This is a genomic window from Pseudoalteromonas sp. CNC9-20 (assembly GCF_022347875.1).
In the GTDB taxonomy this organism is placed as follows: domain Bacteria; phylum Pseudomonadota; class Gammaproteobacteria; order Enterobacterales; family Alteromonadaceae; genus Pseudoalteromonas; species Pseudoalteromonas ruthenica.
In genome coordinates this window covers 450,659-476,649 of record NZ_JAKRFS010000001.1, presented here as the reverse complement: position 1 = coordinate 476,649, position 25,991 = coordinate 450,659, and the positions used below count along the sequence as shown (strand labels likewise).

The following is a 25,991-nucleotide window of genomic DNA, read 5'->3' as shown; positions in this document are numbered from 1 at the left end:
CACTTTAGATAGTATTAAGGATAGTAATTAGAATGTCTTCTGATGAAACGGAAAATGAAGATAGCTCAGAAGAGGGGGCTTTCGAATACCTGATAGATGAGTCAGAAGAACTCTTTTCAGAACTGGTGTCAGTAGAAATTAAAGATGACCAACTTAATGTATCAAAAGATAGATTTAAGAATATTTTGATTATAGAGGATGACGAATACGTAGCGAAAGAATATGGCTTCATGCTTGAAGCATATGGATATAGTGTTTCGTATGCTCTCGACTCAGAACAAGCCTTAAAAATTTTATATATGAACGGAAAAGATTTCTGGCTTATTACTATTGATATTAGAATGAATTATGGAAGATTTTTTAGTTTTGAAAGAACTGTGGGGGGATCAAGGACTGGTGTTCTTCTTTCAAAAGAAGCCTCTGATCTATGCGAAGGATCTATTTTAATTGCGCTTACAAATTCTAATGACGCTATGGATGAGGCATGGTTTTCAGCTAGGGAAGGATTTGTTTTTTGTCGAAAGAATATCTATCCCTCATCTGAATTTGCTAAATTTGTTCACAATATTAGTATATCAACTATAGATGAAGCCTTGGAGTCACAAGTTATAACGGAAATTCCTGAAAACCTACGAATCGACGAAGGTCCGAGTGTAACTTATATCGAACGAATAAATATCATAGCGGAGAATACTATGGGTGATAAATATGAAGCAGGACAAGCTGGAGCGCAAGGGCCGAACGCACATGTTCATGATGTTGTATTCAATCAGATTTGGGAACAAAACAAAAACAATATAAAACTGGCAGACTTGTCCTCAGAATTAGAGCGATTAAGGGAGGCATTATCTGCAAATGCATCTTCCAGTGAAGATTATATTGAAATAGGAAATGTAGCCAGCGCCCAACAAGAAGCAGAAGCTGGGAATGGCCCTAAAGCATTGGAGTTTCTCAAACTTACTGGAAAGAAGACTCTTGAAATTGCAGAAAAAATTGGTATCGGTGTTGCGGTGGCCGCTATTAAAGCATCTACAGGAATATGATGTCCGCCATAACAATCGCAGTCACTAGGACAACTTATACGCTGCGCTTAATAAATTGCCTGTGCTGCGGGCGTTATGTGTCCTACTAGGATGTCTGAAAATAAGGAAGATGGATGCGCCAAAAGATTTTTTGTTTATTGTTTTTTATAGTATCAAGTAACCTCTGCGCTGCAGACCTTGTTGTTGAAGTTCCTGCCAACCCAGAAAAAGGTTTTTTCTATCCTTTCTTTTTGAAAGTGCCCGAAGCGACCGAAACGAATTACTTGATTGTTGAGACGAACAATACTGGAAAAGTTTCGGACGACTTAAACATCCACCGCAAAAGTGCCCGTAAAGCAGTTCTCGGGAACGCTTTAGGTCCGTGGGTTTCTAAAAAACTAAAAGCACCTATTCTTGTTCCTTCTTTCCCTAGGCCCGAGAAAGGTTGGGAAATGTACACGCATTCGTTGGATAGAGATACAATGTTAGTGGAATCTGGAAAATTAAAAAGGATCGACCTCCAGTTACTAGCTATGATCAACGAAGCAAAATCTGTATTGGAAACCCACTCTATTACTGTAAATGAAAAGGTTATAATGACGGGGTTTTCTGCATCAGGTACGTTTGCGAATAGATTTTCACTTCTGCACCCCGAATCTCTTCAAGTTGTAGTCGCTGGCGGCTTAAACGGTATTCTTATGGTACCTTCAAGCTCGTTGAGCGGAGAAGAACTTAACTACCCATTAGGAATAAATGACTTTGAGGAAATAACTGGTAGAGCTTTTAAAAAAGAGCAATGGGCAGCCCTACCTCAACTTCTTTTTATGGGCGAAAATGACACAAACGATTCAGCGAAATTCGACGATGCTTACTCGGACTCAGAAAAGGCGACTATTTACTCAGTGCTAGGTAAAATTATGCAGCCAAATCGCTGGAAAAGTTGTCAAAACGAATATTTAAGGCAAAACGCAAACGTCACATTTAGAACCTATGAAAATATAGGTCACGGTACAGACTTAAGAATACATAATGATGTTTTAGCGTTTATAAGTGAGAACATATAACAATCACATTAAGTCGATCGCAAGCTCCCTGGGACAGTAACATGTGGGCTCTGTCGCTTCGTTCGGATATTAGCCCACGTATTACTGCCCCTTATGTGGGCGTTAGTTGTTATTCGTTTGCGAAAATATTTCACCATATTGTCGAATTTAGGTCGGTCTAATCGACTATCCATTGAGACCATATTATGGTCCAGGCTATTTAGTTTTTAACCAATCAATGGAGTCGATATGAAAATTGTTATTGAAACAGAAGTACAAGCACCACTAGCCACTGTTTGGGATGTTTGGGTCACTCCCAATGATAAAACAAACTGGAACTTTGCTATAGACGAGTGGTGTTGTCCTGGAGCAGAGGTAAACCTGGTAGTTGGTGGTAATTTCAATTACAGGATGGAAGCAAAAGACGGCTAGAAGGGGTTCGATTTTGAAGGTACATTTACCAAAATTGAGTCAAACGAATCGATTCATTTTAAGCTTGGTGATAACCGTGTTGTGATAGTTGAGTTCATAGAAACAATCAATGGCGTTAAGGTCGTAGAAACCTTTGAGGCGGAAGATGAGAACTCCGCTGAGCAGCAAAAACAAGGTTGGCAAAGTATCCTCAACAACTTCAAAAAGCACGTTGAAAAAAAAGCAACTAACAAGGTGCTGCTGACAAACAAATTTACCGCAGAGCACGGCGGTAGCGACCGCATCAGCTAGCCACTGCGTGCCGAAAGTTCACACTAGCCTTGGCAATATAACTAAAAAAGCGAGCCACTCAAGAGCTCGCTTTTTTTAGATAAGCGCTAGAACTTAACTGCTGCCGGTTTTGGCGCGCCGTGTTTTCCAGCGGTTATTCCTTCTTGCCGGGCCTTTGGCTTGGGGTGAGTCGCTATCGCGCCCTTTGGGTTTATTAGCACCGCCTTGCTCTTTACCTTGCTGCAGCGCTTTACCCTGCTGCGGCGCACTCGCCGCTTTTTTCACGTGCGAAGGCTTCTTTTTCACTGCTCGCTTAGCGGTGTTGCCTGGCTGCTCAGCTTTAGCTGCTTTCGGCTTTTTAGGTTTTTTAGGCTTTTTCGGCGCCCGCAATGTGCTTGGTGCCACCTCATTCGTGGGCTCAAAACCCGCGATAGTTTGCCGTGGCAATAATTCTTGAATAAGGTTTTCAATGCCGTTTAAGTCTTTTGCCTCGTCCGCTGTGACAAATGAGATAGCCAACCCTGAGGCCCCCGCCCGACCAGTTCGTCCGATACGGTGAACATAGTCTTCGGCAACATTGGGCAAGTCAAAGTTGATCACACAAGGAAGCTGGTCAATATCAATGCCGCGCGCGGCGATATCGGTGGCCACCAGAACTTTAATACTGCCGTTTTTAAATCCGGCCAACGCTTTGGTTCTGGCGCCTTGGCTCTTGTTGCCATGAATCGCGGCAGAGTGAATACCACGCTTTTCCAAATTAGTAGCAATACGATTCGCGCCATGCTTGGTGCGGCTAAACACCAACACCTGCTGCCAATCATTTTCTTTAATTAAATGACTTAGCAGCGCTGTTTTTCGCGATTTATCCACAGGGTAAACCCACTGCTCTATGGTTTTTGCCGTGGTATTGGCAGGCACCACAGAAATCTCTAGCGGCTGGTGGACTATGGTTTTCGCCAAATCACGGATCTCATCAGAGAAAGTCGCCGAGTACAGGAGATTTTGTCGTTTCGGCGGCAATAACTTAATAATGCGGCGAATATCGTGAATAAAGCCCATATCTAGCATACGGTCGGCTTCATCAAGCACCAGCATTTCTAGTTGCTCAAATTTAATGGCATTTTGCTGATACAAATCCATTAACCGTCCGGGCGTGGCCACGAGAATATCGGCCCCGCGACGCAGTTGCATCATTTGCGGGTTAATTTTAACGCCGCCAAAGGCCACGCAATAGCTCAGCGCTAACTCTTTACCATACGTGGCGACACTGGCACCCACCTGAGCGGCCAGCTCACGGGTAGGAGCAAGCACTAAAGCTCGCACGTTATTACCGCGAGCACGCTGCCCTTTACTTAATATTTCTAGCATCGGCAAGGTAAAACCCGCCGTTTTACCGGTGCCGGTTTGCGCTGCCGCCATGACATCGTGGCCGGATAACACCGCAGGAATGCCTTGCGCCTGTATTGGTGAAGGATGCTGGTAGCCTTGGCGTTCAATCGCTTGAAGTAGTTTAGGTTGTAGTTTTAAGTCACTGAATTGGATGGTGTCTTCGGTTTTGATGGTGTTGTTTGCTGATGGTACTTGCTGTTCGGTCATATAAACTCGGTATACATGGCGAAACAAGCTTAAACCCGATTGCATCACCAAAAAATTAAAAAGGCGTAGCGACTTGCTACACAGGCGTAAAGAGCATCGGCGCAGTGGCGCCTCAAGGTATGCTCTTTACTGATCACGCTGCCATCATAACACACTCTGGGTTAATACTGTGCATGGCAAAAAAAGAAAGCGCAGAACCGGTGCTCGCTCCCGTTGGCATGTGCCCTACTCGCTTTTAACTGAGCATCAGTGCAACCATAAAAAAACCCGCTCAAGGCGGGTTTTTATGTCACTCACTAGCAGAGCTTACCAACCGGTTTTCTCTTTTAGCGCGTTGCCAATTTCAGCAAGTGAACGTACAGTTTGTACGCCCGCTGCTTCTAAGGCTGCAAATTTCTCGTCAGCAGTACCTTTACCGCCTGCGATAATCGCACCGGCGTGACCCATACGTTTGCCTGGAGGTGCAGTTACACCGGCAATGTATGAAACAACAGGCTTAGTGACGTTGTCTTTGATGTACGCAGCCGCTTCTTCTTCAGCTGTACCGCCGATCTCACCGATCATTACGATAGCTTCGGTTTGCGGATCTTTTTCGAACATCTCTAATACGTCGATGAAGTTAGTACCAGGAATTGGGTCACCACCGATACCAACACATGAAGATTGACCAAAGCCAGCGTCAGTTGTTTGCTTAACGGCTTCATAAGTCAAAGTACCAGAACGTGATACGATGCCTACTTTACCAGGCTTGTGGATGTGACCAGGCATGATACCAATCTTAGACTCACCCGGAGTGATAACACCTGGGCAGTTAGGACCAATCATACGCACGCCAGTTTCATCAAGCTTAACTTTAACGTCAACCATGTCTAGCGTTGGGATACCTTCAGTGATACAAACGATTAGCTCGATGCCCGCATCGATCGCTTCTAGGATTGCATCTTTACAGAAAGGCGCTGGTACGTAGATAACAGAAGCCGTTGCGCCTGTTTCTTCAACAGCGTCACGTACAGTGTTAAATACCGGCAGACCTAGGTGCGTTTGACCACCTTTACCTGGTGATACACCACCAACCATCTGCGTACCGTATTCGATTGCTTGCTCAGAGTGGAACGTACCCTGACCACCAGTGAAACCTTGGCAGATTACCTTAGTGTCTTTATTAATTAGTACAGACATTATTTGCCCTCCGCAGCAGCAACAACTTTTTCAGCTGCGTCTGTTAGAGATTCTGCAGCAATGATGTCTAGACCTGAGTTAGCAAGAACGTCACGGCCTAGTTCAGCGTTAGTACCTTCAAGACGTACAACTACAGGTACGTTTACGCCAACTTCTTTAACCGCACCGATAATACCTTCTGCGATCATGTCACAACGTACGATACCGCCGAAGATGTTAACAAGTACTGCTTTAACATTGTCATCAGAAAGGATGATCTTAAATGCTTCAGCAACGCGCTCTTTAGTTGCACCGCCGCCCACATCTAGGAAGTTAGCTGGCTTGCCGCCGTGTAGGTTAACGATGTCCATAGTACCCATCGCAAGACCCGCACCATTTACCATGCAGCCTACAGTACCGTCTAGCGCTACGTAGTTTAGTTCCCACTGTGCTGCGTGTGCTTCACGCTCGTCTTCTTGCGAAGGATCGTGCATCGCGCGGATTTTAGGCTGACGATATAGTGCGTTGCCATCAACACCGATTTTACCGTCTAGGCAGTGTAGGTTGCCTTCGTCAGTGATAACCAGTGGGTTGATTTCAAGTAGCGCGAAATCGTGATCGATAAACATGTTGCCAAGACCCATGAAGATCTTAACGAACTGCTTAAGTTGAGTTGGGTTCAAGCCAAGTTTGAAAGCAAGCTCACGGCCTTGGTAAGCCTGAGGACCTACAAGTGGGTCGATCTCAGCTTTGTGGATAAGCTCTGGCGTTTCTTCAGCAACAGTTTCGATTTCAACACCGCCTTCGGTAGACGCCATGAAAACAACTTTACGTGAAGCGCGGTCGACAACAGCACCAAGGTAGAGTTCGTTTGCAATGTCAGTGCAGCTTTCAACAAGGATCTTTGCAACAGGCTGACCATTTTCGTCAGTTTGGAAAGTTACTAGGTTTTTACCTAGCCAGTTCTGTGCAAACTCTTTGATTTCTTGTTTGCTGTCAGCAAGTTTTACACCGCCCGCTTTACCACGGCCACCGGCGTGAACCTGACATTTAACAACCCATTTATCACCGCCGATTTTATCAGCAGCTTCAGCAGCTTCTTGAGGTGTGTCACATGCGTAACCTTCAGAAACTGGTAAACCATATTCGGCAAAAAGTTGTTTTGCCTGATACTCATGCAAATTCATGATGCTTTATCCAATTTTTTGTACTAAAAGAGCTGAATAAATATGCAATTTACCCAACCATCCCAAATTGCGCACCTAGTATAGATCCCATGGCTATGCTTGAAAACCCTAGTGGGACTAAAGGCGGCAAAAAAAAGCTGCGGCGCGGGCCACAGCTTAATTTTTATTCATTCTCGATGTTTATACATCAAGTAGAAGACGTGTTGGATCTTCTAACATCTCTTTAATGGTCACTAAGAAGCCAACAGACTCTTTACCATCGATTTGGCGGTGGTCATAAGACAGGGCCAAATACATCATAGGTAGAATCTCAACTTTGCCATTCACCGCCATAGGACGCTCTTGGATTTTGTGCATACCCAAGATTGAAGACTGTGGCAAGTTTATGATTGGCGTTGATAATAGTGAGCCAAATACACCACCGTTGGTGATAGTGAAGTTACCACCGGTCATGTCTTCAACCGTTAGCTTACCATCACGGCCTTTAAGCGCTAGCTCACGAATACCGGCTTCGATTTCTGCAACCGACAGCTTGTCACAATCGCGTAGTACTGGCGTTACCAAGCCACGCGGTGTTGATACCGCAATGCTGATATCGAAGTAGTTGTGATAAACGATGTCGTCGCCATCGATTGATGCGTTCACATCTGGGAAGCGTTTAAGCGCTTCTACTACCGCTTTAACATAGAACGACATGAAGCCTAAACGGATGCCATGGCGCTCTTCAAAGGCGTCTTTGTATTGCTTACGAAGGTCCATGATTGGCTTCATGTTCACTTCGTTAAAGGTGGTCAACATCGCCGTTGAGTTTTTCGCTTCAAGTAGGCGGTTAGCGATGGTCTTACGAAGACGTGTCATAGGAACACGTTTTTGCGTGCGGTTACCCACAGGCGCTGACTGAGCATCATCGGCTTTGCTTTCTTGCTTAGCCGGCGCCTGCTTAAGGAACTTGTCTACGTCTTCTTTAGTAACACGACCGTTTTTGCCTGAACCTTTGATTTTTGACGCATCTAGGCCTTTTTCAGCAATGAGGCGGCGTACTGAAGGAGTCAATGCATCACTGGCACTGTCATCACCACTTTGCTCGGCAGCCGGAGCAGACTCTTCTTTACTACCGCCAGCAGCTTTAGCGCCTACTTTCACTTTACCAATAACTTGCTCGGCTGTGACCGTATCGCCTTCACCGTGAACGTGCTCGCCCATGACACCGTCATCCGGGGCTACCACTTCAAGTACAACTTTGTCAGTTTCAATATCAACCAAGTTCTGGTCGCGGCTGACCGCTTCACCTGGTTGAACATGCCATGTTGCGATGGTGGCATCGGCAACAGATTCAGGAAGTACAGGTACTTTAATATCCACTTCTTTACCTTCTGAAGCACCGCTATCTTTGGCTGGTGCTGAATCAGCTTTTTCTTCACTTTTAGCGTTATCGTCGCTGCTGTTCTCATCAGCAGCAGGCGCATCGTCGGCTTCGCCAACAATGGCTAGCACTTGCTCAGCAAGTACCGTTGCGCCTTCTTGCTCTTTAATCTCGCTGATCACACCGTCTGCCGGCGCCGCTACTTCAAGTACGACTTTATCGGTTTCGATGTCTACGAGGTTCTGGTCACGACTTACTTTGTCGCCAACACTGACATGCCAAGTTGCAACGGTGGCGTCTGCAACTGACTCAGGAAGAACAGGAACCTTGATTTCTGTGGTCATCTCTTATCCCTTATTTTTTAATGGTAAGCGCGTCAGCGACTAACGCTTGTTGTTCTTTAGTATGTACTGACATGTAACCACATGCCGGTGACGCGGACGCGTTACGTCCTGCATAAGTTAGGTTTGCACCTTGTGGAATTGCCTGCCAGAAGTGGTGCTGCGAGCAGTACCATGCACCCTGGTTTTGTGGCTCTTCCTGACACCATACGAAATCTTTCACATGGCTGTAGCGTTCGATAATGTCAGCCATTTCCTGATGCGGGAATGGGTAAAGCTGCTCAACACGCACAATGGCGATGTTATCCAGCTCTTGCTTACGACGCTCTTGCAGCAGCTCGTAGTAAACTTTACCGCTACAGAACACCACGCGCTCAACGTTTTTAGCATCAATATCATCGATTTCGTCGATCATATTGTGGAATACGCCTTCAGATAACTCTTCTAGCGTAGAAACGGCTAACGGGTGACGCAACAATGATTTCGGGGTCATAACAATCAGTGGACGACGCAGTGGGCGCACTGATTGACGACGCAACATAGCGTAAACCTGCGCTGGCGTTGACGGCACACACACTTGCATGTTGTGGTCTGCACATAGCTGCAAGAAACGCTCTAGGCGGGCTGAGCTGTGCTCTGGGCCTTGACCTTCGTAGCCATGAGGTAGCAAACAGGTTAAGCCGCATAAACGACCCCATTTTTGTTCGCCTGAGCTTAGGAATTGGTCAAATACTACCTGCGCACCATTGGCGAAATCACCAAACTGCGCTTCCCACATCACCAGTGATGTTGGCTCGGCTGTGGCGTAACCATATTCAAATGCAAGCACGGCTTCTTCTGAAAGCACCGAGTCGTACACTTCAAATTTACCCTGGTCTTCTTTGATGTGTTGCAGCGGTAAATAGGTGGATGCATCTTCTTGATTATGCACCACAGCATGACGGTGGAAGAAGGTACCACGGCCTGAATCTTGGCCGGTTAGACGAATGTCTGTGCCCTGCTCAACCATAGTGGCATATGCAAGGGTCTCAGCCATACCCCAGTCGAGTTTTTTCTCGCCGGCGGCCATTGCTTTGCGGTCATCGTAAATCTTCTTAACCCGAGATTGCGCTTTGTGCTCTTCTGGATAAGAAGCCACCTTCTCACCAAGCTCTTTAAGCTTTTCAACAGGAATATGAGTTTCATACTCGGTATCCCAATCGTGACCGACGAATTTCGACCAATCAGAAGAGTGCTTAGTTTCTGGCTCGATTTCTTCAACCACGCAGTTGCCTTCGTCTAGGCCGTTGCGGTAATCATCAGCAAGTTTCTTAATCTCTTTTTCACTCAAGACACCTTCGCTAACCAGCTGATCAGCATAGATTTGGCGCGGCACTGGGTGCTTTTTGATCTTTTTGTACATCAACGGTTGCGTGGCGCTTGGCTCATCCGCTTCGTTGTGTCCATGACGGCGGTAACACACTAAATCAATAACCACGTCGCGTTTGAACTGATTACGGAAATCAAGTGCAATTTGCGTCACTAAGGCAACCGCTTCAGGGTCGTCGGAGTTAACGTGGAAAATCGGTGACTGCACCATTTTAGCAATGTCGGTACAGTAATCGGTAGAACGTGTGTCGTCTTGCTTAGAGGTGGTGAAACCAACTTGGTTATTGACCACGATGCGCACACTGCCGCCTACTTTAAAGGCGTTAGTTTGCGACATGTTGAAGGTTTCTTGCACACACCCCTGACCGGCGATGGCCGAGTCACCGTGGATGGTGATAGGCAGTGCTTTTGAACCACTTTCACATTCTAAACGGTCAAGACGAGCGCGTACCGAGCCCATCACCACTGGATTAACAATCTCTAGGTGCGAGGGGTTAAATGCCAAGGCCATGTGTACGCTGCCGCCTTCAGTGGCGAAGTCTGATGAGTAACCCATATGGTATTTCACATCACCAGAGCCCAGCGTGTCATCGTGTTTACCAGCAAACTCATCGAACAGCGCCGATGGGTTTTTACCTAGTACGTTCACTAACACATTTAGACGACCACGGTGGGCCATACCAATAACCGCTTCTTGTTGACCACTTTCACCGGCGCGGTGAATCAGCTCTTTAAGCATTGGCACTAAGGCGTCGCCACCTTCCAATGAGAAGCGTTTGGCACCTGGGAATTTCGAGCCTAGGTACTTTTCAAGACCATCGGCCGCAATCAAGCCTTTAAGAATGCGCTGCTTGGTTTTGCTATCGAATTGAGGGCGTGCTTGAACCGATTCTAAGCGTTGTTGTAGCCAACGTTTTTCTTCGGTAGATGTGATGTGCATGTACTCGGCACCGATGGAACCACAATAAGTTGCCTTCAATGCTTTGTATAAGTCACCCAGTTTCATCATTTCGCCGCCGGCGGCAAACGAACCTACATAAAACTCAGTGTCAAAATCGTCTTCAGAAAGACCGTGGAAGTCTAACTCCAAATCGCGAACGCGTTCACGTTTCCAAATCCCGAGTGGGTCAAGATTCGCGTTTTGGTGACCACGGAATCGAAAAGCATTTATCAGTTGCAATACTTTGATCTGTTTGGGGTCACCCTGACCACCTTCTGCAACAACTACTTCGCGATGTTTATTTTTTGCCAGCTTGGCGAATTCAGCTCTTACTTGTGAATGCTTAGTTTCTACATCCACCCCTTCCACTTTGGGAAGTTGCTCGAACACTTCACGCCATTCTTCTGGCACTGAAGTCACATCATCAAGATATGCTTCATAAAGCTCCTCAACATAGGCAACGTTACCGCCGTACAGATGAGAAGACTCTAGCCATGCCTTCATCACACCATCGTGCATTTATAAGCCCTTTTATCTAGCGCAGAATTTACATTGTCTGACTTACTTAAAACTCAAGTAAGTGATCGAAGAATGGCCAGACAGACGTCCAGCCATTCTTAGTTCTATTATGCCCTTAAACGGAACGATTAAGAAGCATTGATTTGATTTGCCCAATCGCTTTGGTCGGATTCAAACCTTTCGGACATACATTGACACAGTTCATGATATTGTGACAACGGAATACGCTGAATGCATCGTCTAAATCTGCCAAGCGCTCATCGGTGGCGGTATCTCGGCTATCCGCTAAGAAGCGGTAAGCGTGTAATAGGCCGGCCGGGCCGATAAACTTGTCTGGATTCCACCAGAAACTTGGGCATGATGTTGAACAGCATGCACAAAGAATACATTCGTATAGTCCATCTAGCTTTTCACGATCTTCAATCGACTGCAAACGCTCACCCGCTGGAGGCGTATCATTAATGAGATACGGCTTCACTTTCTCGTACTGAGTGTAGAATTGCGACATGTCGATTACAAGGTCACGAATAACCGGTAGACCCGGTAGTGGACGAATCACTACCTTGCCCTTGCCGTTTGTCTGCAATGCAGAAATTGGCGTAATACAGGCAAGGCCATTTTTACCATTCATGTTCACACCATCGGAGCCACATACCCCTTCACGGCAGGAACGACGAAATGCCAGGCTTGGATCTTGCTCTTTTAACATCAGCAGTGCGTCAAGCACCATCATGTCACGACCTTCTTCCACCTCAAGGGTGTAGTCTTTCATGAATGGCGCATCATCCACGTCTGGATTGTAACGATAAACAGATAATTCTAAAGTTGCCATCGTCATCTCTCCTAGTAAGTACGAGCTTTAGGTGGGAACGCTTCACGAAGCTTAGGTGCATAGTTTACATCACGCTTAGACATTTCTTCTGTCTCAGGGTTGTAAACACTGTGGCACAGCCAATTTTCGTCATCACGGTCCGGGTAGTCGAAGCGCGAGTGCGCACCACGGCTCTCAGTACGGAAATTCGCAGCAACCGCTGTTGAGTAAGCTGTTTCCATCAAGTTATCAAGCTCTAAACACTCGATACGTTGAGTGTTGAACTCGCTTGATTTGTCGTCCAAGCGGGCATGCTGTAGACGCTCGCGAATTTCTTTAAGCTCTTTAAGACCCGTCGCCATTGAATCCCCTTCACGGAATACCGAGAAGTTAAGCTGCATACATTGCTGTAGGTCTTTTTTGATTTGCACTGGGTCTTCGCCCTGGCCTTCTTTTGATGTTTCCCAACGGTTGAAACGTGCCAATGCACCTTCAATGTTGTCGCTTGAAGCATCACGTTGCGCTTGGTAATCGTTCAAGTAAACACCTAGGTAGTTACCTGCTGCACGACCAAATACAACCAAATCAAGTAGAGAGTTACCACCTAGGCGGTTAGCACCGTGTACAGATACACAAGCGATTTCACCGACTGCGAATAGACCTTCTACTAGCGTATCGTTGCCTTGGGCATCAACGCTTAGTACTTGGCCGTTCACATTAGTTGGAACACCACCCATCATGTAGTGACAGGTTGGAATAACTGGAATTGGTTCTTTCGCTGGGTCAACGTGAGCAAAGGTTTTAGCTAGGTCACATACGCCAGGTAGACGTAGATTCAGCGTTTCCTCACCAAGGTGATCCAGTTTCAATTTAATGTGCGGGCCCCATGGACCTTCACAACCACGACCTTCGCGGATTTCGGTCATCATTGAACGGGCAACTACGTCACGTGACGCCAAGTCTTTGGCATTAGGCGCATAACGCTCCATGAAGCGCTCGCCATCTTTGTTCAGAAGATAACCCCCTTCACCACGGCAACCTTCGGTTACCAGGGTTCCGGCACCGGCAATACCGGTTGGGTGGAACTGCCACATTTCCATGTCTTGCATGGCTACGCCAGCACGCGTGGCCATACCCACGCCGTCACCCGTGTTGATGTGCGCGTTAGTGGTCGAGGCATAAATACGCCCTGCACCACCGGTGGCAAGCACAACCACTTTCGATTTGAAGTAAACCACTTCACCAGACTCGATGTCGATAGCTGTACAACCCACTACCGCGCCGTCGTCGTTTTTAACAAGGTCCAGTGCATACCACTCAGAATATACATTGGTTTTGTTCTTCACGTTTTGCTGATATAAGCAGTGCAGCAAGGCGTGACCAGTACGGTCCGCAGCAGCCGCTGTACGCGCTGCTTGCTCGCCGCCGAAGTTTTTCGACTGACCACCGAATGGGCGCTGGTATACGCGGCCGTTCTCAAAGCGTGAGAATGGCAAGCCCATGTTTTCAAGCTCGGTGATTGCCTCTGGACCAGTTTTACACATGTACTCGATGGCGTCTTGGTCACCGATATAGTCGGAGCCCTTAACGGTATCGTACATGTGCCATTCCCAGTTATCCTCGTGCGAGTTACCTAGTGCTACAGTAATACCACCCTGTGCCGACACGGTGTGTGAACGGGTTGGGAAAACCTTGGAAATAAGCGCACAAGACTTGCCTGATTCAGTGATTGCTAACGCTGCGCGCATACCTGCACCGCCAGCGCCAACCACTACTGCGTCAAATTCGCGAACTGAATATTTCACTTAAACACCCCATAGAACAAACAGGCCAACTACTACGTAAGATAGGGCCATAAGGTTTAATACGAAGCCAAGAAACGCGCGTAGTTTGGCGTTCTTTACATAGTCGGTTAGCACCTGCCATAGGCCGATGCGTGCGTGCACCATAATGCACGCAAGGGCGATTAGGGTGTATACCTTCATCGCGAAGTTACCGAATAACCCCGACCATGCTTCATAGGTTAATGCTGGAGTGCATAGCAGATAACCAATAATAAATAGTGCATAAGAGCTGATGATAAGTGCCGTCGCTCGTAGTGATACGAAATCCTGAACACCATCACGCTTTAAAGATGCTTGATTTAAGACCATAGCCAAACTCCCGCCAATACGGCAACAATCACCCACAATACAAAGCCGATTTTAGCGGTTGCATTGCCTGAATCTAATTCTTTCCACGGACCCAAGTCTTGGATTAAGTGGCGTACACCTGCGATGAAGTGATACGAGAGAACGGTGAGGGTACCCCAGGCGATAAATTTGGCAACAAACCCGGTTAACAGGCTTTTGACAAATTCAAATCCTTCCGGAGAAGACAGTGACACAGCCCATGCCCAGATAACAAAGGTCAAGGCAAAGAACATTGCGACACCGGTGACGCGGTGCAGAATTGATGCTTTGGCCGTTGCTGGCATAGAGATGGTCGTTAGATCGAGATTTACAGGTCTTTGCTTTTTCACAGTTACTTGCCCATCTTGCTCACATTGATAAATAGAGCCATCTACATTGTTGTTATAACCATTTATGCAATCACTGCATAAATGCGCTCACATAAATAAACCCACAGACGCGAAAAAAGATCACTTTATTTGTTCAATTTTAAAGCGAAATTTCACGTGTTTGTCATAAACGGTTTACTCAAAGACGTTACGGTATTGAACCCCTGACAGTATATAAGTCTGCAGCGGATATTACAATTCTTGTTTAGTCACGGAGGTTTGCGAATTAGCCATTGGTATAATATTTAATCTTTGCAGAATATTTATTATACACAAATGCATTAAAATTGACTTTCTACCCCTCTTGTACGTTAGAATGATCGGAATTTGCTTAACATTAGTATCACGCATAACAGCTTTAGCTTGTTATTCTTATAGGAGATAATTAGATGGCAGATAAGAAAGCCACTGTCCATATTGATGGACAAGACCCGATTGAACTTCCCATTTACGAAGGTACTGCGGGTCAAGACGTTATCGACGTCCGTACCTTAGGCGCACACGGCTACTTCACCTACGACCCAGGGTTCATGTCGACTGGCTCTTGTGACTCATCTATCACCTACATCGATGGTGGTAAAGGCGTATTGCTACACCGTGGTTACCCCATTGATCAGCTTGCTGAACAATCTAACTACGTCGAACTTTGCTACTTACTGCTTAACGGTGAATTACCGTCAGAAGCAGAGCTTGAAGAATTCTCTAAGTCAATCACCTTAAGCACTATGGTGCACGAGAAAGTGGCGGCCTTCTTCCAAGGTTTCCGCGTTGATGCTCACCCAATGGCGATGCTATGTGGTGTGGTTGGTGCCATGTCTTCTTTCTATCACCAAGACTTAGACATCTCAGACCCGGCGCAGCGTAAGCGCAGTGCCACTCGCCTAGTTGCGAAACTGCCGACTATCGCAGCGATGGCGTACAAGTACACCATTGGTCAACCATTCGTTTACCCACGTAACGACCTGAGCTACGCAGAGAACTTCTTACACATGATGTTCTCAGTGCCTTCTGAAGATTACCAAGTAAATCCTGTGCTTGCTAAAGCCATGGACCGTATCTTCATGTTGCACGCTGACCACGAGCAAAACGCATCAACTTCAACAGTCCGTATTGCTGGTTCATCTGGTGCTAACCCTTATGCATGTATCGCAGCGGGTATCGCATCACTTTGGGGCCCTGCGCACGGTGGTGCTAACGAAGCATGTTTGAACATGCTGCAAGAGATTGGCTCAGTTGATCGCATCGACGAATACATCGCTAAAGCGAAAGACAAGAATGACCCGTTCCGCCTAATGGGCTTCGGTCACCGTGTTTACAAAAACTTCGACCCACGTGCCACGGTAATGCGTGACACCTGCCACGAAGTATTGAAAGAGCTAAACATCGAAGATCCTCTTCTAGATGTTGCTATGCGCTTAGAGCAAATTGCTCTTGAAGACCCTTACTTCGTTGAGAAGAAACTATACCCGAACGTAGACTTCTACTCAGGTATCATTCTTAAGGCGATCGGTATCCCAACTAGCATGTTCACAGTTATTTTCGCTATGTCGCGTACCGTCGGTTGGATCTCGCACTGGGATGAAATGCTGTCTCAGCCTGGTCACAAGATCAGCCGTCCACGTCAGCTATACAAAGGCGCAACGAAGCGCGATTACGTCGCTCAAGACAAGCGCTAAGCAACGCGTTTTAGAGTTGAAAAAGGTCGCTCCCAAGCGGCCTTTTTTATTGCCATTTCAGCCTAGTTCTCTACAATGGCGGCATTTGTACAGCCAGCTTTACTAACCATGTTTGATATAGACGCAATACGCCAAGATTTCCCTGCCCTGACTCAACATGGTGACACCGAACGTGTTTATTTTGATTCGGCCGCAACGGCGCACAAACCACGCTGTGTGATTGACACCTTGACGCGCTTTTACAGCCAAGAAAACGCCAACGTGCATCGCGGCGCACACCAATTAAGCCAGCAAGCAACCAGCCGTTATGAGCACGCACGCCAGCAAGTGGCCGAATTTATCGGCTGTCAGCATAACGAACTGGTATGGACCAAAGGGGCCACCGAGGCTATTAACTTGGTTGCCTATGGGCTGACGGCGCAGCTACAACCCAAAGACGTGATTTTAATTACCGAGCTTGAGCACCACGCCAACATCGTGCCCTGGCAGCAGCTAGCGAAGCGCACCGGTGCCACGTTGATGGCCGTACCAGTTAACCCCGCTGGTCTACTCGATATCGCTCAAGCCGAGCAAATGATTGCCCAGTATCGACCCAAGGTATTTGCCCTGGCCCATGTTTCTAATGCCCTTGGCAACATTAACCCCGTTAAAGCGCTACTCAGTAAGGCCAAGCAACAAGGTGCTTGGACCTTGGTTGATGGTGCCCAGTCGCTGCTGCATTTGCGCCCACAAATGGCCGACTTGGGCTGCGACTTTTTCGTGTTTTCGGCACATAAATGTCTTGGCCCTACCGGCCTTGGCGGACTGTTCGGGCGCTTTAGTTGTCTTCAGCAGCTCGATGTTTTTCAAACCGGCGGCGAAATGGTCGCTAAAGTACGTATCGAGCATACCGAATTTAACCCGCCCCCGAGTAAGTTTGAAACCGGCACGCCGAATATCAGTGCGGTGCTTGGCTTTGCTGCCGCCATTGAGTATTTAAATAACCTTGATAGCGCCGCCCTAGCAGCACACGAGCGTAGCTTAATGCAGTATTTAGTGGCGCAACTGAGCGACATTGAGTCGGTGTCCTTGCTTGGCGACATGAAGCATAATGTCGGTACCGTCAGCTTTTATGTACAATCAGAGCACCCCTATGACATTGCTACCTTACTCGATATGGAAGGCATTGCCCTGCGTCATGGCCACCACTGCGCGCAGCCGTTAATGCACGCGTTAGGGGTGAATGGTACGGTGAGAGTCAGCTTGGCGTTTTATAATACCTTTGCAGAAATCGACCACTTTATCAGTGCACTACGTAATACCTTGGAGATGATGGCACCATGAGTTATAGCAATTACCCAGAGCTAAAACAGGCTTTTCAAGCCCTTCACGGCTGGCAGCAACGTTATCGTGAGCTGATGCTGTTGGGAAAAAGCTTGCCAGTCCTTGCCAATGAGCTCAAAGTCGATGAAGCTAAGGTTTCCGGCTGTGAAAGTAATGTCTGGTTGTATATCGACTTCACTCCCCAAGAAGATAAGCTGGTTGTGGTGGCCGATTCTGACACTCGCATTGTTAAAGGATTACTGGCGTTGATTCTCATGATGTACAACGGTAAAACCCCGCAACAAGCAGCGGCCCTTGACGCCGAGCAAGAGTTCGAGGAGTTAGGGTTGATGCGCCACCTTAGCCCCTCGCGCGGTAATGGCATTCGCGCCATTGTCAGCGCGATTAACCAATTTGCCAAAAGCCACTGTTAACCTTGGCTTTGCTCACTCAAACGTTGGCGCTTATTTAAGTATTTGCGCACCGCTTTAGCCGCTGCGAAAAAGCCAAAGCTGCCGGTCACCATGGTTGCCGAGCCAAAGCCATTGGCACAGTCCATATTCATCGTTGAATCGGCCCCTTGCTTAGCTCGACATACCTGCCCATGGCCATCGGGATAGACCAACTGCTCGGTGGAATACACACAATCGACATCAAACTTACGCTTCGGATTGTTGCTAAAATTATATTGTTTGCGCAGTAAATAGCGAACCTTAGCCAATAACGGATCGTGGGTGGTTTTGGCGACATCGCCAAATTTTATCTCACTCGGGTCGGTTTGCCCCCCCGCGCCGCCGGTGGTGATAATAGGCAACTTATTGCGTTTGCAATGGGCAATCAAGGCCGCTTTTTCCTTTACCGCATCAATGGCATCGATGACGTAGTCAAAGCCTTGAATGTGTTCGCGGATATTATCCAAGGTGATGAAATCATCAATCACATGTACGGTGATCTGTGGATTGATAAGCAGGCAACGCGCTTTCATAGCTTCCACTTTGGCTTCGCCCACCGATTGCGAATGCGCATGAATTTGCCGGTTACTGTTGGTAACGCATATATCATCGAGGTCGATAAGGGTGAGGTGCCCTACTCCGGTACGCGCCAGCGCCTCGGCTACCCAACTGCCGACCCCACCAATGCCGATGACACAGAAATGCGCCTGCTGCAGCCATTGGGTTTGCTGTTGTCCGTAAAGGCGGCTGATACCACCGAAGCGAAGTTGATAATCATCTTGTGTCATTGTCTCTACCAATTTAACTGCCAAGGTTGGTTGTCACAAAAGCTTAAAAGTGTATTTAACTGCGCTGCATGCTGTCCTTCTTGCATCGGCGCACAAAAGCAATAATGCTGGTCGCGATATTGAAAACGCAGCGCGTACGCATGTAAATAGGTGCGATCGCTGGCCTCGGCGCCATACAGGGTATCGCCCAGAATCGGTGCCGATAATGACTTCATGGCGACACGGAGCTGATGAGTTTTGCCACTGTAAGGCTTTAACACCATGCCCCTCAGTCCCGGTGCCAGTGAGTAGCTATAAAATCGGGTAATAGCGGGGTTTTCCTGGGTTTTAAGTAGCTTGAAAGCGCCGCGCCGGGCTTTGCCCATGTCACCTTTGATCCACCCCTGCTTCTTTTTCGGTTTTGCCGTACAAAGCGCCATATAGAATTTATCTACTTCATGGGCACTGAACATCGCCGTGAATGTCGCCGCCGCCGCGCTGCTTTTTGGTAGCAGCACTAAACCTGAGGTCACCTTATCAAGGCGATGTACGGGGTAGAACTTAGTGTCCAATTGCTGCTGGGCTATGGCCACCAGCCCTGGCTCGTTATCCTGCGAGTGAAAATCCATCCCCGCTGGTTTATATACAACGGTGAAATCGCTGTCATCATTGATGACTGTGAGGGTACTCATTGAAGTGCGCTTATCACTCGCGCTAGGTCTTCTTCGGTATCCACTCCCGCAGCGGGCACCTGTTTGGCTTCGGCCACGTTAATGGTGAAGCCATGATAAAGCACACGTAATTGCTCCAGCGACTCCAGTTGCTCTAAAGGCGATGGCGCCAAGCCGATATACTCATTAATAAAACCTGCGCGATAGGCATAGATACCGATATGGCGTTGCATGTGGCGAATGTCTAACTCGCAGCTTTTTGTTAGTAATGCATCGCGATGATAAGGGATCGGCGCGCGGGAGAAATAAAGCGCTTGCTGTGCGGTGTTACTCACCACCTTCACCGCGTTAGGGTTGAGCGCCTCTTCGCGGTCTATAATCGCCGTCGACAGGGTCGCCATCGGGGCGTCGTTACCACTGAGCAATTGCGCCACTTGGGCGACATTTTCTGGCGCTAGTAGCGGCTCATCGCCTTGCACATTAACCACCAGCGTATCGTCATCTAACGCTAGCTTAGCTACGACTTCGGCTAAACGCTCTGTGCCGGATTGGTGGTCTTCCCGGGTCATCACCACAGGGGCACCGAAGCCCTCGCACACGGTCGCTACATCAACATGATCGGTGGCCACATAAACCGCCGTCGCACCGGATAGCACCGCACGCTCATAAACATGCTGAATCATTGGCTTGCCGGCTATATCAGCCAAAGGTTTGCCTGGTAAGCGTGTAGAGGCATAGCGTGCGGGAATAATAACTACGAATTCCACTGCTCAACCTCGTCGCTGCTCAACTCTCGCGCTTCGTTTTCCAACAACACCGGAATGTCATCACGAATTGGGTAAGCCAGTTTCGCAGCGGTACTAATGAGTTCTTGGTTTTCTTTATCGTAGCGCAACTTTCCCTTACAAACTGGGCAGGCAATAATTTCTAAGAGCTTAGTATCGAACGCCATTTACAGCACCCCTTTACGTTTTAAAATAGTTGTTAATTGAGTTTCCAAAACCTGGTTGGCCTTGGCATCTACGCGTAAATAATAACACTGCCGGTGAGCGAAAGTACGACATTTTACCGCATCTTTCTCTGTCATATAGACAGCCTGTTCGCCAAACTGGGTTAAATCCGATGCTTGATAATGGTGGTGGTCGCGATAATGCACGGCTTCACTAATAACCACACCAATTGCTTGCAGGCTCTGCTCAAAGCGCTCCGGATTGCCAATCGCACTGATGGCCACGCCCTTTGCAAAAGGGGGCGATAGCGGTTGCTCATCGGCAACCCCATAAAGCCCGGATGAGGCTAACTGATAACTGGCTTGTCCTGCTTGCGCACCATTGTAGATCACCAAATCGACAGATTTTAGCCGCGCTTGACCCTCGCGCAACGGCCCTGCGGGGAGCAGTAAGCCATTGCCAAAGCGCCGCGCGGCATCGACTATACATAATTCGATATCGCGCTCTAGCGCGTAATGCTGCAGACCATCATCGCTGAGAATGACATCGACACTTTGTAGCGCCAGCAGTTTTTCTATGCTGGCCTTGCGATCGCCGCCAATCACCACCGCACATCCGCTGCGTTTAGCGAGTAGCACCGGCTCATCGCCGCCTTGATGGGGCTCGGTATCCGCTGTGACCACAAAGGGCGTCTCTGGTGGGTGGCTGCCATAGCCACGGGAAATAATGCCGACGCGCTTACCGCGTTGCTGCAGCAGCTCGGCCAGATAGAGTGTCATGGGCGTTTTACCGTTACCACCCACACTGATATTGCCCACGACAATCACTGGTACTGGCGCGCGATAAGTCGCGAATAGGCCCAGACGATAGCCTAGGCGACGGACATGACTAATCAGCCAGTATAAGGCCGTTAACGGCAATAACAGCAACGTAATCAGGCTCACTCGGCGAAACCAAGCGCGCTCTATCGCAGCGCCGATGCCGTTATCGGCGCGACTCATTGCCCCTCGCCTTGCTGCATTTTTGCCAGCGCCGCATAAGTGCCGTTAGCATTTAACAGTTCGCCATGGGTGCCCTGTTCAATAATTTGTCCATGGTCGAGCACATATATGCAATCTACTTGCTCTATGGTCGACAAACGGTGGGCGATAATAATCGCGGTTTTGTCTTTCATCAGCGACTCAAGCGCTTGCTGGATTAACTTTTCCGACTCGGTATCAAGCGCTGAGGTGGCCTCATCAAGGATCAGTATCGGTGCATCTTTAACCAGAGCCCTGGCAATGGCAATACGCTGGCGCTGACCCCCAGAGAGCATGACACCGTCTTCACCAATCATGGTATTTAAGCCTTGCGGCAAGTCTTTGACAAACTCCCACACATGTGCTTTTTTGGCCACTTCGATAAGGGCTTGTTCGCTCAGCGGTTGTGCCAAGCCATACATAATATTGTTAGCAATAGTATCGTTAAAGAGCACCACCTGTTGCGAGACAATAGCAAACTGTTGACGCAGGCTCGCTAGAGTCAACTCATTGGTGGCAATACCATCGAGTTTAATCGCCGATGCCGGCTCGACGTCATAGTAACGCGGTAATAGGTTCGACAGCGTCGACTTACCCGAGCCCGAACGCCCGACCAGGGCGATATTTTGTCCCGGAGTAATATCCAGTGACAATGACTTTAATACCGGCTCTGCGACATCGGGGTAATGGAAGGTCAAGTCGGTAATTTGAATATGCCCTTTGGCTTTTTCCAATACGTGCGTGCCGGTGTCTTTTTCCTGTTCGGTATCAAGCACGGTGAAGATACTTTGCGCAGCGGCGATACCACGTTGCAGCTCGCTGTTAACATTGGATAGCTGCTTCAGCGGGCGTAGCATCAGCATCATCGACGAGATCAGGCTGACAAAGGTTCCAGAAGTAATTGAGTTAAGCATGCTGGGCATGGAGATAAGCACTAAGATCACCGCCATAGATGAGGCAGCAAGAATTTGAATGACCGATACGCTCAGCGCTTTGGTGGCATCCATTTTCACCCGTTGCAGGCGGTTGATATTGTTGACATGGGCAAAGCGCTCGGTTTCCTGCTGCTGGCCATTAAAACCATGGATCACTTTGTGCCCTGAGAGCATCTGCTCTGAGCAACGGGTAACATCACCCATGGCATTTTGAATATTTTTGGAAATACGGCGAAAACGCTTAGACACCACAGTCACGATGATGGCAACAATCGGCGTGATCACTAAAAACACCAGCGACAGCTTCCAACTGGCGGCAAACATCACCACCAATAGAAACGCCACATACGCCCCTTCGCGCACCAGCACCAACAAGGCTTTGGTAATAGCCTGCTGCACCTGCTCGGTATCAAAGGTGATCTTTGAGATAAGCTCACCATTGGAGTGCTTATCATGAAAACTCACCGGTAGATTGAGCATGTGTTGGAACAAGTCTTGGCGCAATGAGCGCACCACTTGCGAACCCACATAGGCTAAACAGTAACTGGACACAAAGTTAAATGCGCCGCGCCCTAATACCAACGCAATCACAACAAAAGGAGCCCAAGTCAAAACAGCGCTGTTACGCTCAGTTAAACCTTCATCGATAAATGGCTGCATTAGCCACACAAAGGTGGCATCCATTGCTGAATACCCTAGCATGCCAATAATGGCGACAATGGCGGCGGCTTTATAAGTTTTTACATAACCAAGTAGTCGCTTATAACTTTGGGAGGCGCTTTGCTGCATAATACTCTCGAATCAACGCAATAGCGGGTATTGTAGCTTTAGCAAAGCAAAAACAAAACTCAATCACTGATAAACCAATAGCTTTTGTCTGCTTTTGCTGTTTTTATCTGCATTTCGGTGTCATAAAATTGCACCCGAATCCCACCTTGCAATTTAGTTTGGTATTGCTCAGCATTATGCGCTGCAAAACGTGCGAACACCACGGGGTGTGGCATCTGCCAATTGCGACGGGCGCCACTTGAGTGAATCACCACCTTAGGCTTGGCTTGTTTAATAAACGCGGCACTAGAAGAGCTGTCACTGCCATGATGGGCACTGACCAAGACATCCACTGGCCTTATTTTATCTTGCGTTAACAGCTGCTGCTCTTCTCGCTCGGTGATATCACCGCTTAGTAGCACATTGTATTTGCCATCACTGATGTGCACCACACAAGAGTTAGCATTGTCATTTTGCTGATTGCTGTGTGGCCAAATAGAGCGAACAGTCAAGCCATGCCAGCTCAATTCGCTCATTCTACAGATACCTGGATTACCATTATGAAAGGGTTTCAAGGTGTGCCCATACCCTGCTTGTAGCCAGTGCTCTAACCCGCCAGCATGATCATTATCGCTGTGTGAAATAATGGTATGCTCGACCTGCAAGTCTCGCGCGTTAATGATAGGTAGCAAGGTATTTTTAACTATCGAGTAGCGCGAGAAATAACTAGGTCCGAGATCATATACCACGGCTTTGCCCTGGCGGCTGATCACTATGCTTAGCCCATGGCCGACATCAAGCACATCAAGTTGCCATCTGGGTTGATAAACCCATTGCTGTGCACAATAGCCAACAAACAATCCCCCTGCATAACACACGGGCCATAAACTGGGTTTTATCAGCATGGCCATAACCGCAAGGTAATAAATCATAACCACTGTGATATCAAGCTCACCGGTGGAAAACCAAAGTACTGGGCCAAGCTCTATCACCTCTTCTAACGTCGAGGATAGCGCCAAGTCTAATTGACGTAATAGCCACAGCATTGGTTCACTGAACCCTGTTAATACCACGACAATCAGTAAAGGCAATAAAATAAAGCTGACAAAAGGCACGGCAACCAGATTCACCGGGGCACTGGCCCATGAAAATCCACCGAACGTCGCTGCACTCAATGGCGCTAGGGCAATAAACAACCATAGCTGAATGAACATATAACGACTAAGCCAGTGCCATCGTTGCGACTGCACCAAAGCAATAACAATGGCCGCCACAGCTAAAAAAGAAAACCAAAGCCCGATATTAAGTAACGCGAAGGGATTCGCTAACAACACGCAGGCCAAGGCGATAAGCAAGCAGCGCGACAACGAATAGTGTTGTCGTGAAAAATACAGCCAAACAAAAACGGCTAACATCAGCCAAGCTCGTTGAGCACTGATAGGCAGCGCGCATAGCAGCACAAATATACCAGATATTAAAAGCGCCGCACCTGCCACTAATCGGTTTGTAAGAGCCTGTTGCCATTGTCCTGAGCGCACCCCATGCGCTACACACCAAAGCCCGCACTTTATACCTATAAAGCACAACCCGTACAGCAAAGAGATATGCAACCCCGAAATAGCTAATAAATGGATAATACCGCTGTGTTTGAAAAACTGATTGTGCTTGGGCTCTATATCACTGCGTTCTGCGCTCAGTAGTGCTAAGTATACGCCTTTTAACTCAAGTGGTTGCAGCTGCGCTTTCAACCAAGCCAGGTAACGCTGCCTTATCGACGGCGATGCGTTAGTAATCGTTATGTTTTTAGGTGAGCTTGCTGTGAAACTGAACCCATGTAAAAACCCATAAATTCGCCTATCGAGCGCATCGTAGTTAACACGCCAACGTTTCGATTTTAAGCGCATATCAGCGCTCAGCTTAGCGCCCATTGCGACAGGCTGGTTGGCATGCACCGCTACACTGAGTAAATGGTTTTGATAAAAAGGAACAGCGTAACCGGCCACATCATTGAGGCGCAAGGTGACAAATTGAGTTGCCCCCAATACCCGTGTTTGTTGCACTGTGCCATGCACCTCAATGTATGCACCACTCAACGATGGTCCATGCCAGGTAAATATAAGTTGGTGGTAAACCAGGGTATAGCCAATGGCGAAGACCACACCGCGAATAAAGCCTAAAAATACACCACAATACACCCTGATTATTGCCATTATAGGTATTATGATAAAAAGTACTGGCAGTGACGGGGTGAAAAGTGACAAAATACACCCGAACGCGAATCCACTGCACACCGCAATAGATGTACAGGGCCCTATCCCATGGCGAAGAAAACCATTCAACGGTTTTTACCCGATCACAATAAGATTAAACAGCAAAAGTCGCTACGCATATTTGGGCGATTTTTACATGACGCTAATCTGTGGCATTTAAACAGACGATCGGCGCGAGGTGCCTTTTCCGTAGGCCTATTTTTCGCATTCATTCCGGTTCCCTTCCAGATGATTTTAGCGGCTGCTGTGGCAATACCTCTAAGGGTCAACCTGCCTTTGTCCATCGCCCTAGTGTGGATCACCAACCCTTTGACTATGCCGCCGATTTTCTATTTTTCTTATTTGGTCGGTACGTGGATTTTAGGGCATCAAGAGCAAGCCTTTTACTTTGAGGCGAGTTGGCAGTGGCTGAGTGACAGCCTCACAACCATTGGGCCTGCGTTTTTAGTAGGTTCGCTGGTGTGTGGCACAGTCGCCGCGCTTATTAGCTTTATAGTAGTTGATTTTTTGTGGTGTCGCGGTGTTAAAAAAGCATGGCAAGCTCGAAACTCTGACCATGACAGCTAAATTT

Annotated in this window: 22 protein-coding genes and 1 pseudogene; 7 read left to right on the top strand and 16 right to left on the bottom strand. The window is 47.8% G+C overall.

Annotated elements, in window-relative coordinates; translation table 11 throughout:
• Window positions 1–32 precede the first annotated feature (32 nt).
• The 3 genes and pseudogenes from MHM89_RS02145 to MHM89_RS02135 all read left to right on the top strand — a co-directional run bounded on the left by MHM89_RS02145 (window position 33) and on the right by MHM89_RS02135 (window position 2,788).
• Window positions 33–1,043 (top strand): hypothetical protein, encoded by a 1,011-nt coding sequence (locus MHM89_RS02145; protein WP_239407957.1) that lies wholly within the window; start codon window positions 33–35, stop codon window positions 1,041–1,043.
• 113 nt (window positions 1,044–1,156) lie between these two features.
• Window positions 1,157–2,086, top strand: coding sequence for a hypothetical protein (locus tag MHM89_RS02140; protein ID WP_239407956.1), 930 nt, complete (start codon window positions 1,157–1,159; stop codon window positions 2,084–2,086).
• Between the two features lie 228 nt (window positions 2,087–2,314).
• Window positions 2,315–2,788, top strand: a pseudogene (locus tag MHM89_RS02135) (SRPBCC family protein).
• Window positions 2,789–2,881: 93 nt separating this feature from the next.
• On the opposite strand, the gene MHM89_RS02130 reads toward MHM89_RS02135, so the two are convergent.
• From MHM89_RS02130 to sdhC, 9 genes are all read right to left on the bottom strand, one after another.
• Window positions 2,882–4,309 (bottom strand): DEAD/DEAH box helicase, encoded by a 1,428-nt coding sequence (locus tag MHM89_RS02130; protein ID WP_239408095.1) that lies wholly within the window; start codon window positions 4,307–4,309, stop codon window positions 2,882–2,884.
• A 360-nt stretch (window positions 4,310–4,669) separates the two neighbouring features.
• Window positions 4,670–5,542: a succinate--CoA ligase subunit alpha gene (gene sucD, locus MHM89_RS02125; protein ID WP_045978833.1), complete on the bottom strand. Its 873-nt coding sequence runs from the start codon at window positions 5,540–5,542 to the stop codon at window positions 4,670–4,672.
• A complete protein-coding gene (sucC, locus tag MHM89_RS02120) occupies window positions 5,542–6,708 on the bottom strand; it encodes an ADP-forming succinate--CoA ligase subunit beta (RefSeq protein ID WP_022946096.1) in 1,167 nt (388 codons plus the stop codon). Before sucC ends, sucD begins: the two co-directional genes overlap by 1 nt.
• Before the next feature lie 180 nt (window positions 6,709–6,888).
• Window positions 6,889–8,415, bottom strand: a complete 1,527-nt coding sequence (gene odhB, locus MHM89_RS02115) for a 2-oxoglutarate dehydrogenase complex dihydrolipoyllysine-residue succinyltransferase (RefSeq protein ID WP_130147848.1) — start codon at window positions 8,413–8,415, stop codon at window positions 6,889–6,891.
• A gap of 10 nt (window positions 8,416–8,425) precedes the next feature.
• Window positions 8,426–11,239: a 2-oxoglutarate dehydrogenase E1 component gene (locus MHM89_RS02110; protein WP_053910500.1), complete on the bottom strand. Its 2,814-nt coding sequence runs from the start codon at window positions 11,237–11,239 to the stop codon at window positions 8,426–8,428.
• Window positions 11,240–11,354: 115 nt separating this feature from the next.
• Window positions 11,355–12,071, bottom strand: a complete 717-nt coding sequence (locus MHM89_RS02105) for a succinate dehydrogenase iron-sulfur subunit (protein WP_022946093.1) — start codon at window positions 12,069–12,071, stop codon at window positions 11,355–11,357.
• An 11-nt stretch (window positions 12,072–12,082) separates the two neighbouring features.
• A complete protein-coding gene (gene sdhA / locus MHM89_RS02100) occupies window positions 12,083–13,855 on the bottom strand; it encodes a succinate dehydrogenase flavoprotein subunit (protein ID WP_045978836.1) in 1,773 nt (590 codons plus the stop codon).
• Window positions 13,856–14,203 carry a succinate dehydrogenase, hydrophobic membrane anchor protein gene (gene sdhD, locus MHM89_RS02095; protein WP_022944506.1) on the bottom strand — a complete coding sequence of 116 codons (348 nt, stop codon included), beginning with the start codon at window positions 14,201–14,203 and terminating at the stop codon, window positions 13,856–13,858.
• Window positions 14,194–14,571, bottom strand: a complete 378-nt coding sequence (gene sdhC / locus MHM89_RS02090) for a succinate dehydrogenase, cytochrome b556 subunit (RefSeq protein WP_051034453.1) — start codon at window positions 14,569–14,571, stop codon at window positions 14,194–14,196. Before sdhC ends, sdhD begins: the two co-directional genes overlap by 10 nt.
• Window positions 14,572–14,999: 428 nt before the next feature.
• On the opposite strand from sdhC, the gene MHM89_RS02085 reads away from it, so the two are divergent.
• From MHM89_RS02085 to MHM89_RS02075, 3 genes are all read left to right on the top strand, one after another.
• Window positions 15,000–16,286, top strand: a complete 1,287-nt coding sequence (locus tag MHM89_RS02085; protein WP_045978838.1) for a citrate synthase — start codon at window positions 15,000–15,002, stop codon at window positions 16,284–16,286.
• A 75-nt stretch (window positions 16,287–16,361) separates the two neighbouring features.
• Window positions 16,362–17,609: a cysteine desulfurase gene (locus MHM89_RS02080; protein ID WP_239407955.1), complete on the top strand. Its 1,248-nt coding sequence runs from the start codon at window positions 16,362–16,364 to the stop codon at window positions 17,607–17,609.
• A complete protein-coding gene (locus tag MHM89_RS02075) occupies window positions 17,606–18,022 on the top strand; it encodes a SufE family protein (RefSeq protein ID WP_138588116.1) in 417 nt (138 codons plus the stop codon). Before MHM89_RS02080 ends, MHM89_RS02075 begins: the two co-directional genes overlap by 4 nt.
• On the opposite strand, the gene tcdA is transcribed toward MHM89_RS02075, so the two are convergent.
• Genes tcdA through MHM89_RS02040 form a run of 7 tightly spaced genes read right to left on the bottom strand, consistent with a single transcriptional unit; the run spans window position 18,019 to window position 25,360 of the window.
• Entirely contained in the window at window positions 18,019–18,828 is an 810-nt protein-coding gene (gene tcdA, locus MHM89_RS02070; RefSeq protein ID WP_239407954.1) for a tRNA cyclic N6-threonylcarbamoyladenosine(37) synthase TcdA, read from the bottom strand. The two genes, MHM89_RS02075 and tcdA, sit on opposite strands and share 4 nt — an antisense overlap.
• Window positions 18,829–18,833: 5 nt before the next feature.
• Entirely contained in the window at window positions 18,834–19,499 is a 666-nt protein-coding gene (locus MHM89_RS02065) for a TIGR01621 family pseudouridine synthase (protein WP_152440776.1), read from the bottom strand.
• The gene (gene kdsB / locus MHM89_RS02060; RefSeq protein WP_022944512.1) at window positions 19,496–20,245 is read right to left on the bottom strand and encodes a 3-deoxy-manno-octulosonate cytidylyltransferase; all 750 of its coding nucleotides are present in this window, start codon (window positions 20,243–20,245) and stop codon (window positions 19,496–19,498) included. The genes MHM89_RS02065 and kdsB overlap by 4 nt, the downstream gene beginning before the upstream one ends.
• On the bottom strand, window positions 20,233–20,430 hold the full coding sequence (locus tag MHM89_RS02055) for a Trm112 family protein (RefSeq protein ID WP_022944513.1): 198 nt from the start codon (window positions 20,428–20,430) through the stop codon (window positions 20,233–20,235). Before MHM89_RS02055 ends, kdsB begins: the two co-directional genes overlap by 13 nt.
• Window positions 20,431–21,429 (bottom strand): tetraacyldisaccharide 4'-kinase, encoded by a 999-nt coding sequence (lpxK, locus tag MHM89_RS02050; protein ID WP_239407953.1) that lies wholly within the window; start codon window positions 21,427–21,429, stop codon window positions 20,431–20,433. It abuts the gene before it with no gap.
• Entirely contained in the window at window positions 21,426–23,171 is a 1,746-nt protein-coding gene (msbA, locus tag MHM89_RS02045) for a lipid A export permease/ATP-binding protein MsbA (RefSeq protein ID WP_239407952.1), read from the bottom strand. Before msbA ends, lpxK begins: the two co-directional genes overlap by 4 nt.
• Window positions 23,172–23,230: 59 nt before the next feature.
• Complete coding sequence (locus tag MHM89_RS02040) at window positions 23,231–25,360, bottom strand: DNA internalization-related competence protein ComEC/Rec2 (protein WP_239407951.1); 2,130 nt, start codon at window positions 25,358–25,360, stop codon at window positions 23,231–23,233.
• 108 nt (window positions 25,361–25,468) lie between these two features.
• Here MHM89_RS02040 and MHM89_RS02035 point away from each other — a divergent pair, with 108 nt between their 5' ends.
• Window positions 25,469–25,987 (top strand): DUF2062 domain-containing protein, encoded by a 519-nt coding sequence (locus MHM89_RS02035; RefSeq protein WP_053910494.1) that lies wholly within the window; start codon window positions 25,469–25,471, stop codon window positions 25,985–25,987.
• Window positions 25,988–25,991: the final 4 nt, after the last annotated feature.

What these genes read in the sequence shown, in the direction of transcription:
- MHM89_RS02145 (WP_239407957.1), top strand. Translation starts at nt 33, where the DNA reads ATGTCTTCTGATGAAACGGAAAATGAAGATAGCTCAGAAGAGGGGGCT.
- MHM89_RS02140 (WP_239407956.1), top strand. Translation starts at nt 1,157, where the DNA reads ATGCGCCAAAAGATTTTTTGTTTATTGTTTTTTATAGTATCAAGTAAC.
- sucD (WP_045978833.1), bottom strand. Translation starts at nt 5,542, where the DNA reads ATGTCTGTACTAATTAATAAAGACACTAAGGTAATCTGCCAAGGTTTC.
- sucC (WP_022946096.1), bottom strand. Translation starts at nt 6,708, where the DNA reads ATGAATTTGCATGAGTATCAGGCAAAACAACTTTTTGCCGAATATGGT.
- odhB (WP_130147848.1), bottom strand. Translation starts at nt 8,415, where the DNA reads ATGACCACAGAAATCAAGGTTCCTGTTCTTCCTGAGTCAGTTGCAGAC.
- MHM89_RS02110 (WP_053910500.1), bottom strand. Translation starts at nt 11,239, where the DNA reads ATGCACGATGGTGTGATGAAGGCATGGCTAGAGTCTTCTCATCTGTAC.
- MHM89_RS02105 (WP_022946093.1), bottom strand. Translation starts at nt 12,071, where the DNA reads ATGGCAACTTTAGAATTATCTGTTTATCGTTACAATCCAGACGTGGAT.
- sdhD (WP_022944506.1), bottom strand. Translation starts at nt 14,203, where the DNA reads ATGGTCTTAAATCAAGCATCTTTAAAGCGTGATGGTGTTCAGGATTTC.
- MHM89_RS02085 (WP_045978838.1), top strand. Translation starts at nt 15,000, where the DNA reads ATGGCAGATAAGAAAGCCACTGTCCATATTGATGGACAAGACCCGATT.
- MHM89_RS02080 (WP_239407955.1), top strand. Translation starts at nt 16,362, where the DNA reads ATGGCGGCATTTGTACAGCCAGCTTTACTAACCATGTTTGATATAGAC.
- MHM89_RS02075 (WP_138588116.1), top strand. Translation starts at nt 17,606, where the DNA reads ATGAGTTATAGCAATTACCCAGAGCTAAAACAGGCTTTTCAAGCCCTT.
- tcdA (WP_239407954.1), bottom strand. Translation starts at nt 18,828, where the DNA reads ATGACACAAGATGATTATCAACTTCGCTTCGGTGGTATCAGCCGCCTT.
- MHM89_RS02065 (WP_152440776.1), bottom strand. Translation starts at nt 19,499, where the DNA reads ATGAGTACCCTCACAGTCATCAATGATGACAGCGATTTCACCGTTGTA.
- MHM89_RS02055 (WP_022944513.1), bottom strand. Translation starts at nt 20,430, where the DNA reads ATGGCGTTCGATACTAAGCTCTTAGAAATTATTGCCTGCCCAGTTTGT.
- lpxK (WP_239407953.1), bottom strand. Translation starts at nt 21,429, where the DNA reads ATGAGTCGCGCCGATAACGGCATCGGCGCTGCGATAGAGCGCGCTTGG.
- msbA (WP_239407952.1), bottom strand. Translation starts at nt 23,171, where the DNA reads ATGCAGCAAAGCGCCTCCCAAAGTTATAAGCGACTACTTGGTTATGTA.
- MHM89_RS02040 (WP_239407951.1), bottom strand. Translation starts at nt 25,360, where the DNA reads ATGGCAATAATCAGGGTGTATTGTGGTGTATTTTTAGGCTTTATTCGC.
- MHM89_RS02035 (WP_053910494.1), top strand. Translation starts at nt 25,469, where the DNA reads ATGGCGAAGAAAACCATTCAACGGTTTTTACCCGATCACAATAAGATT.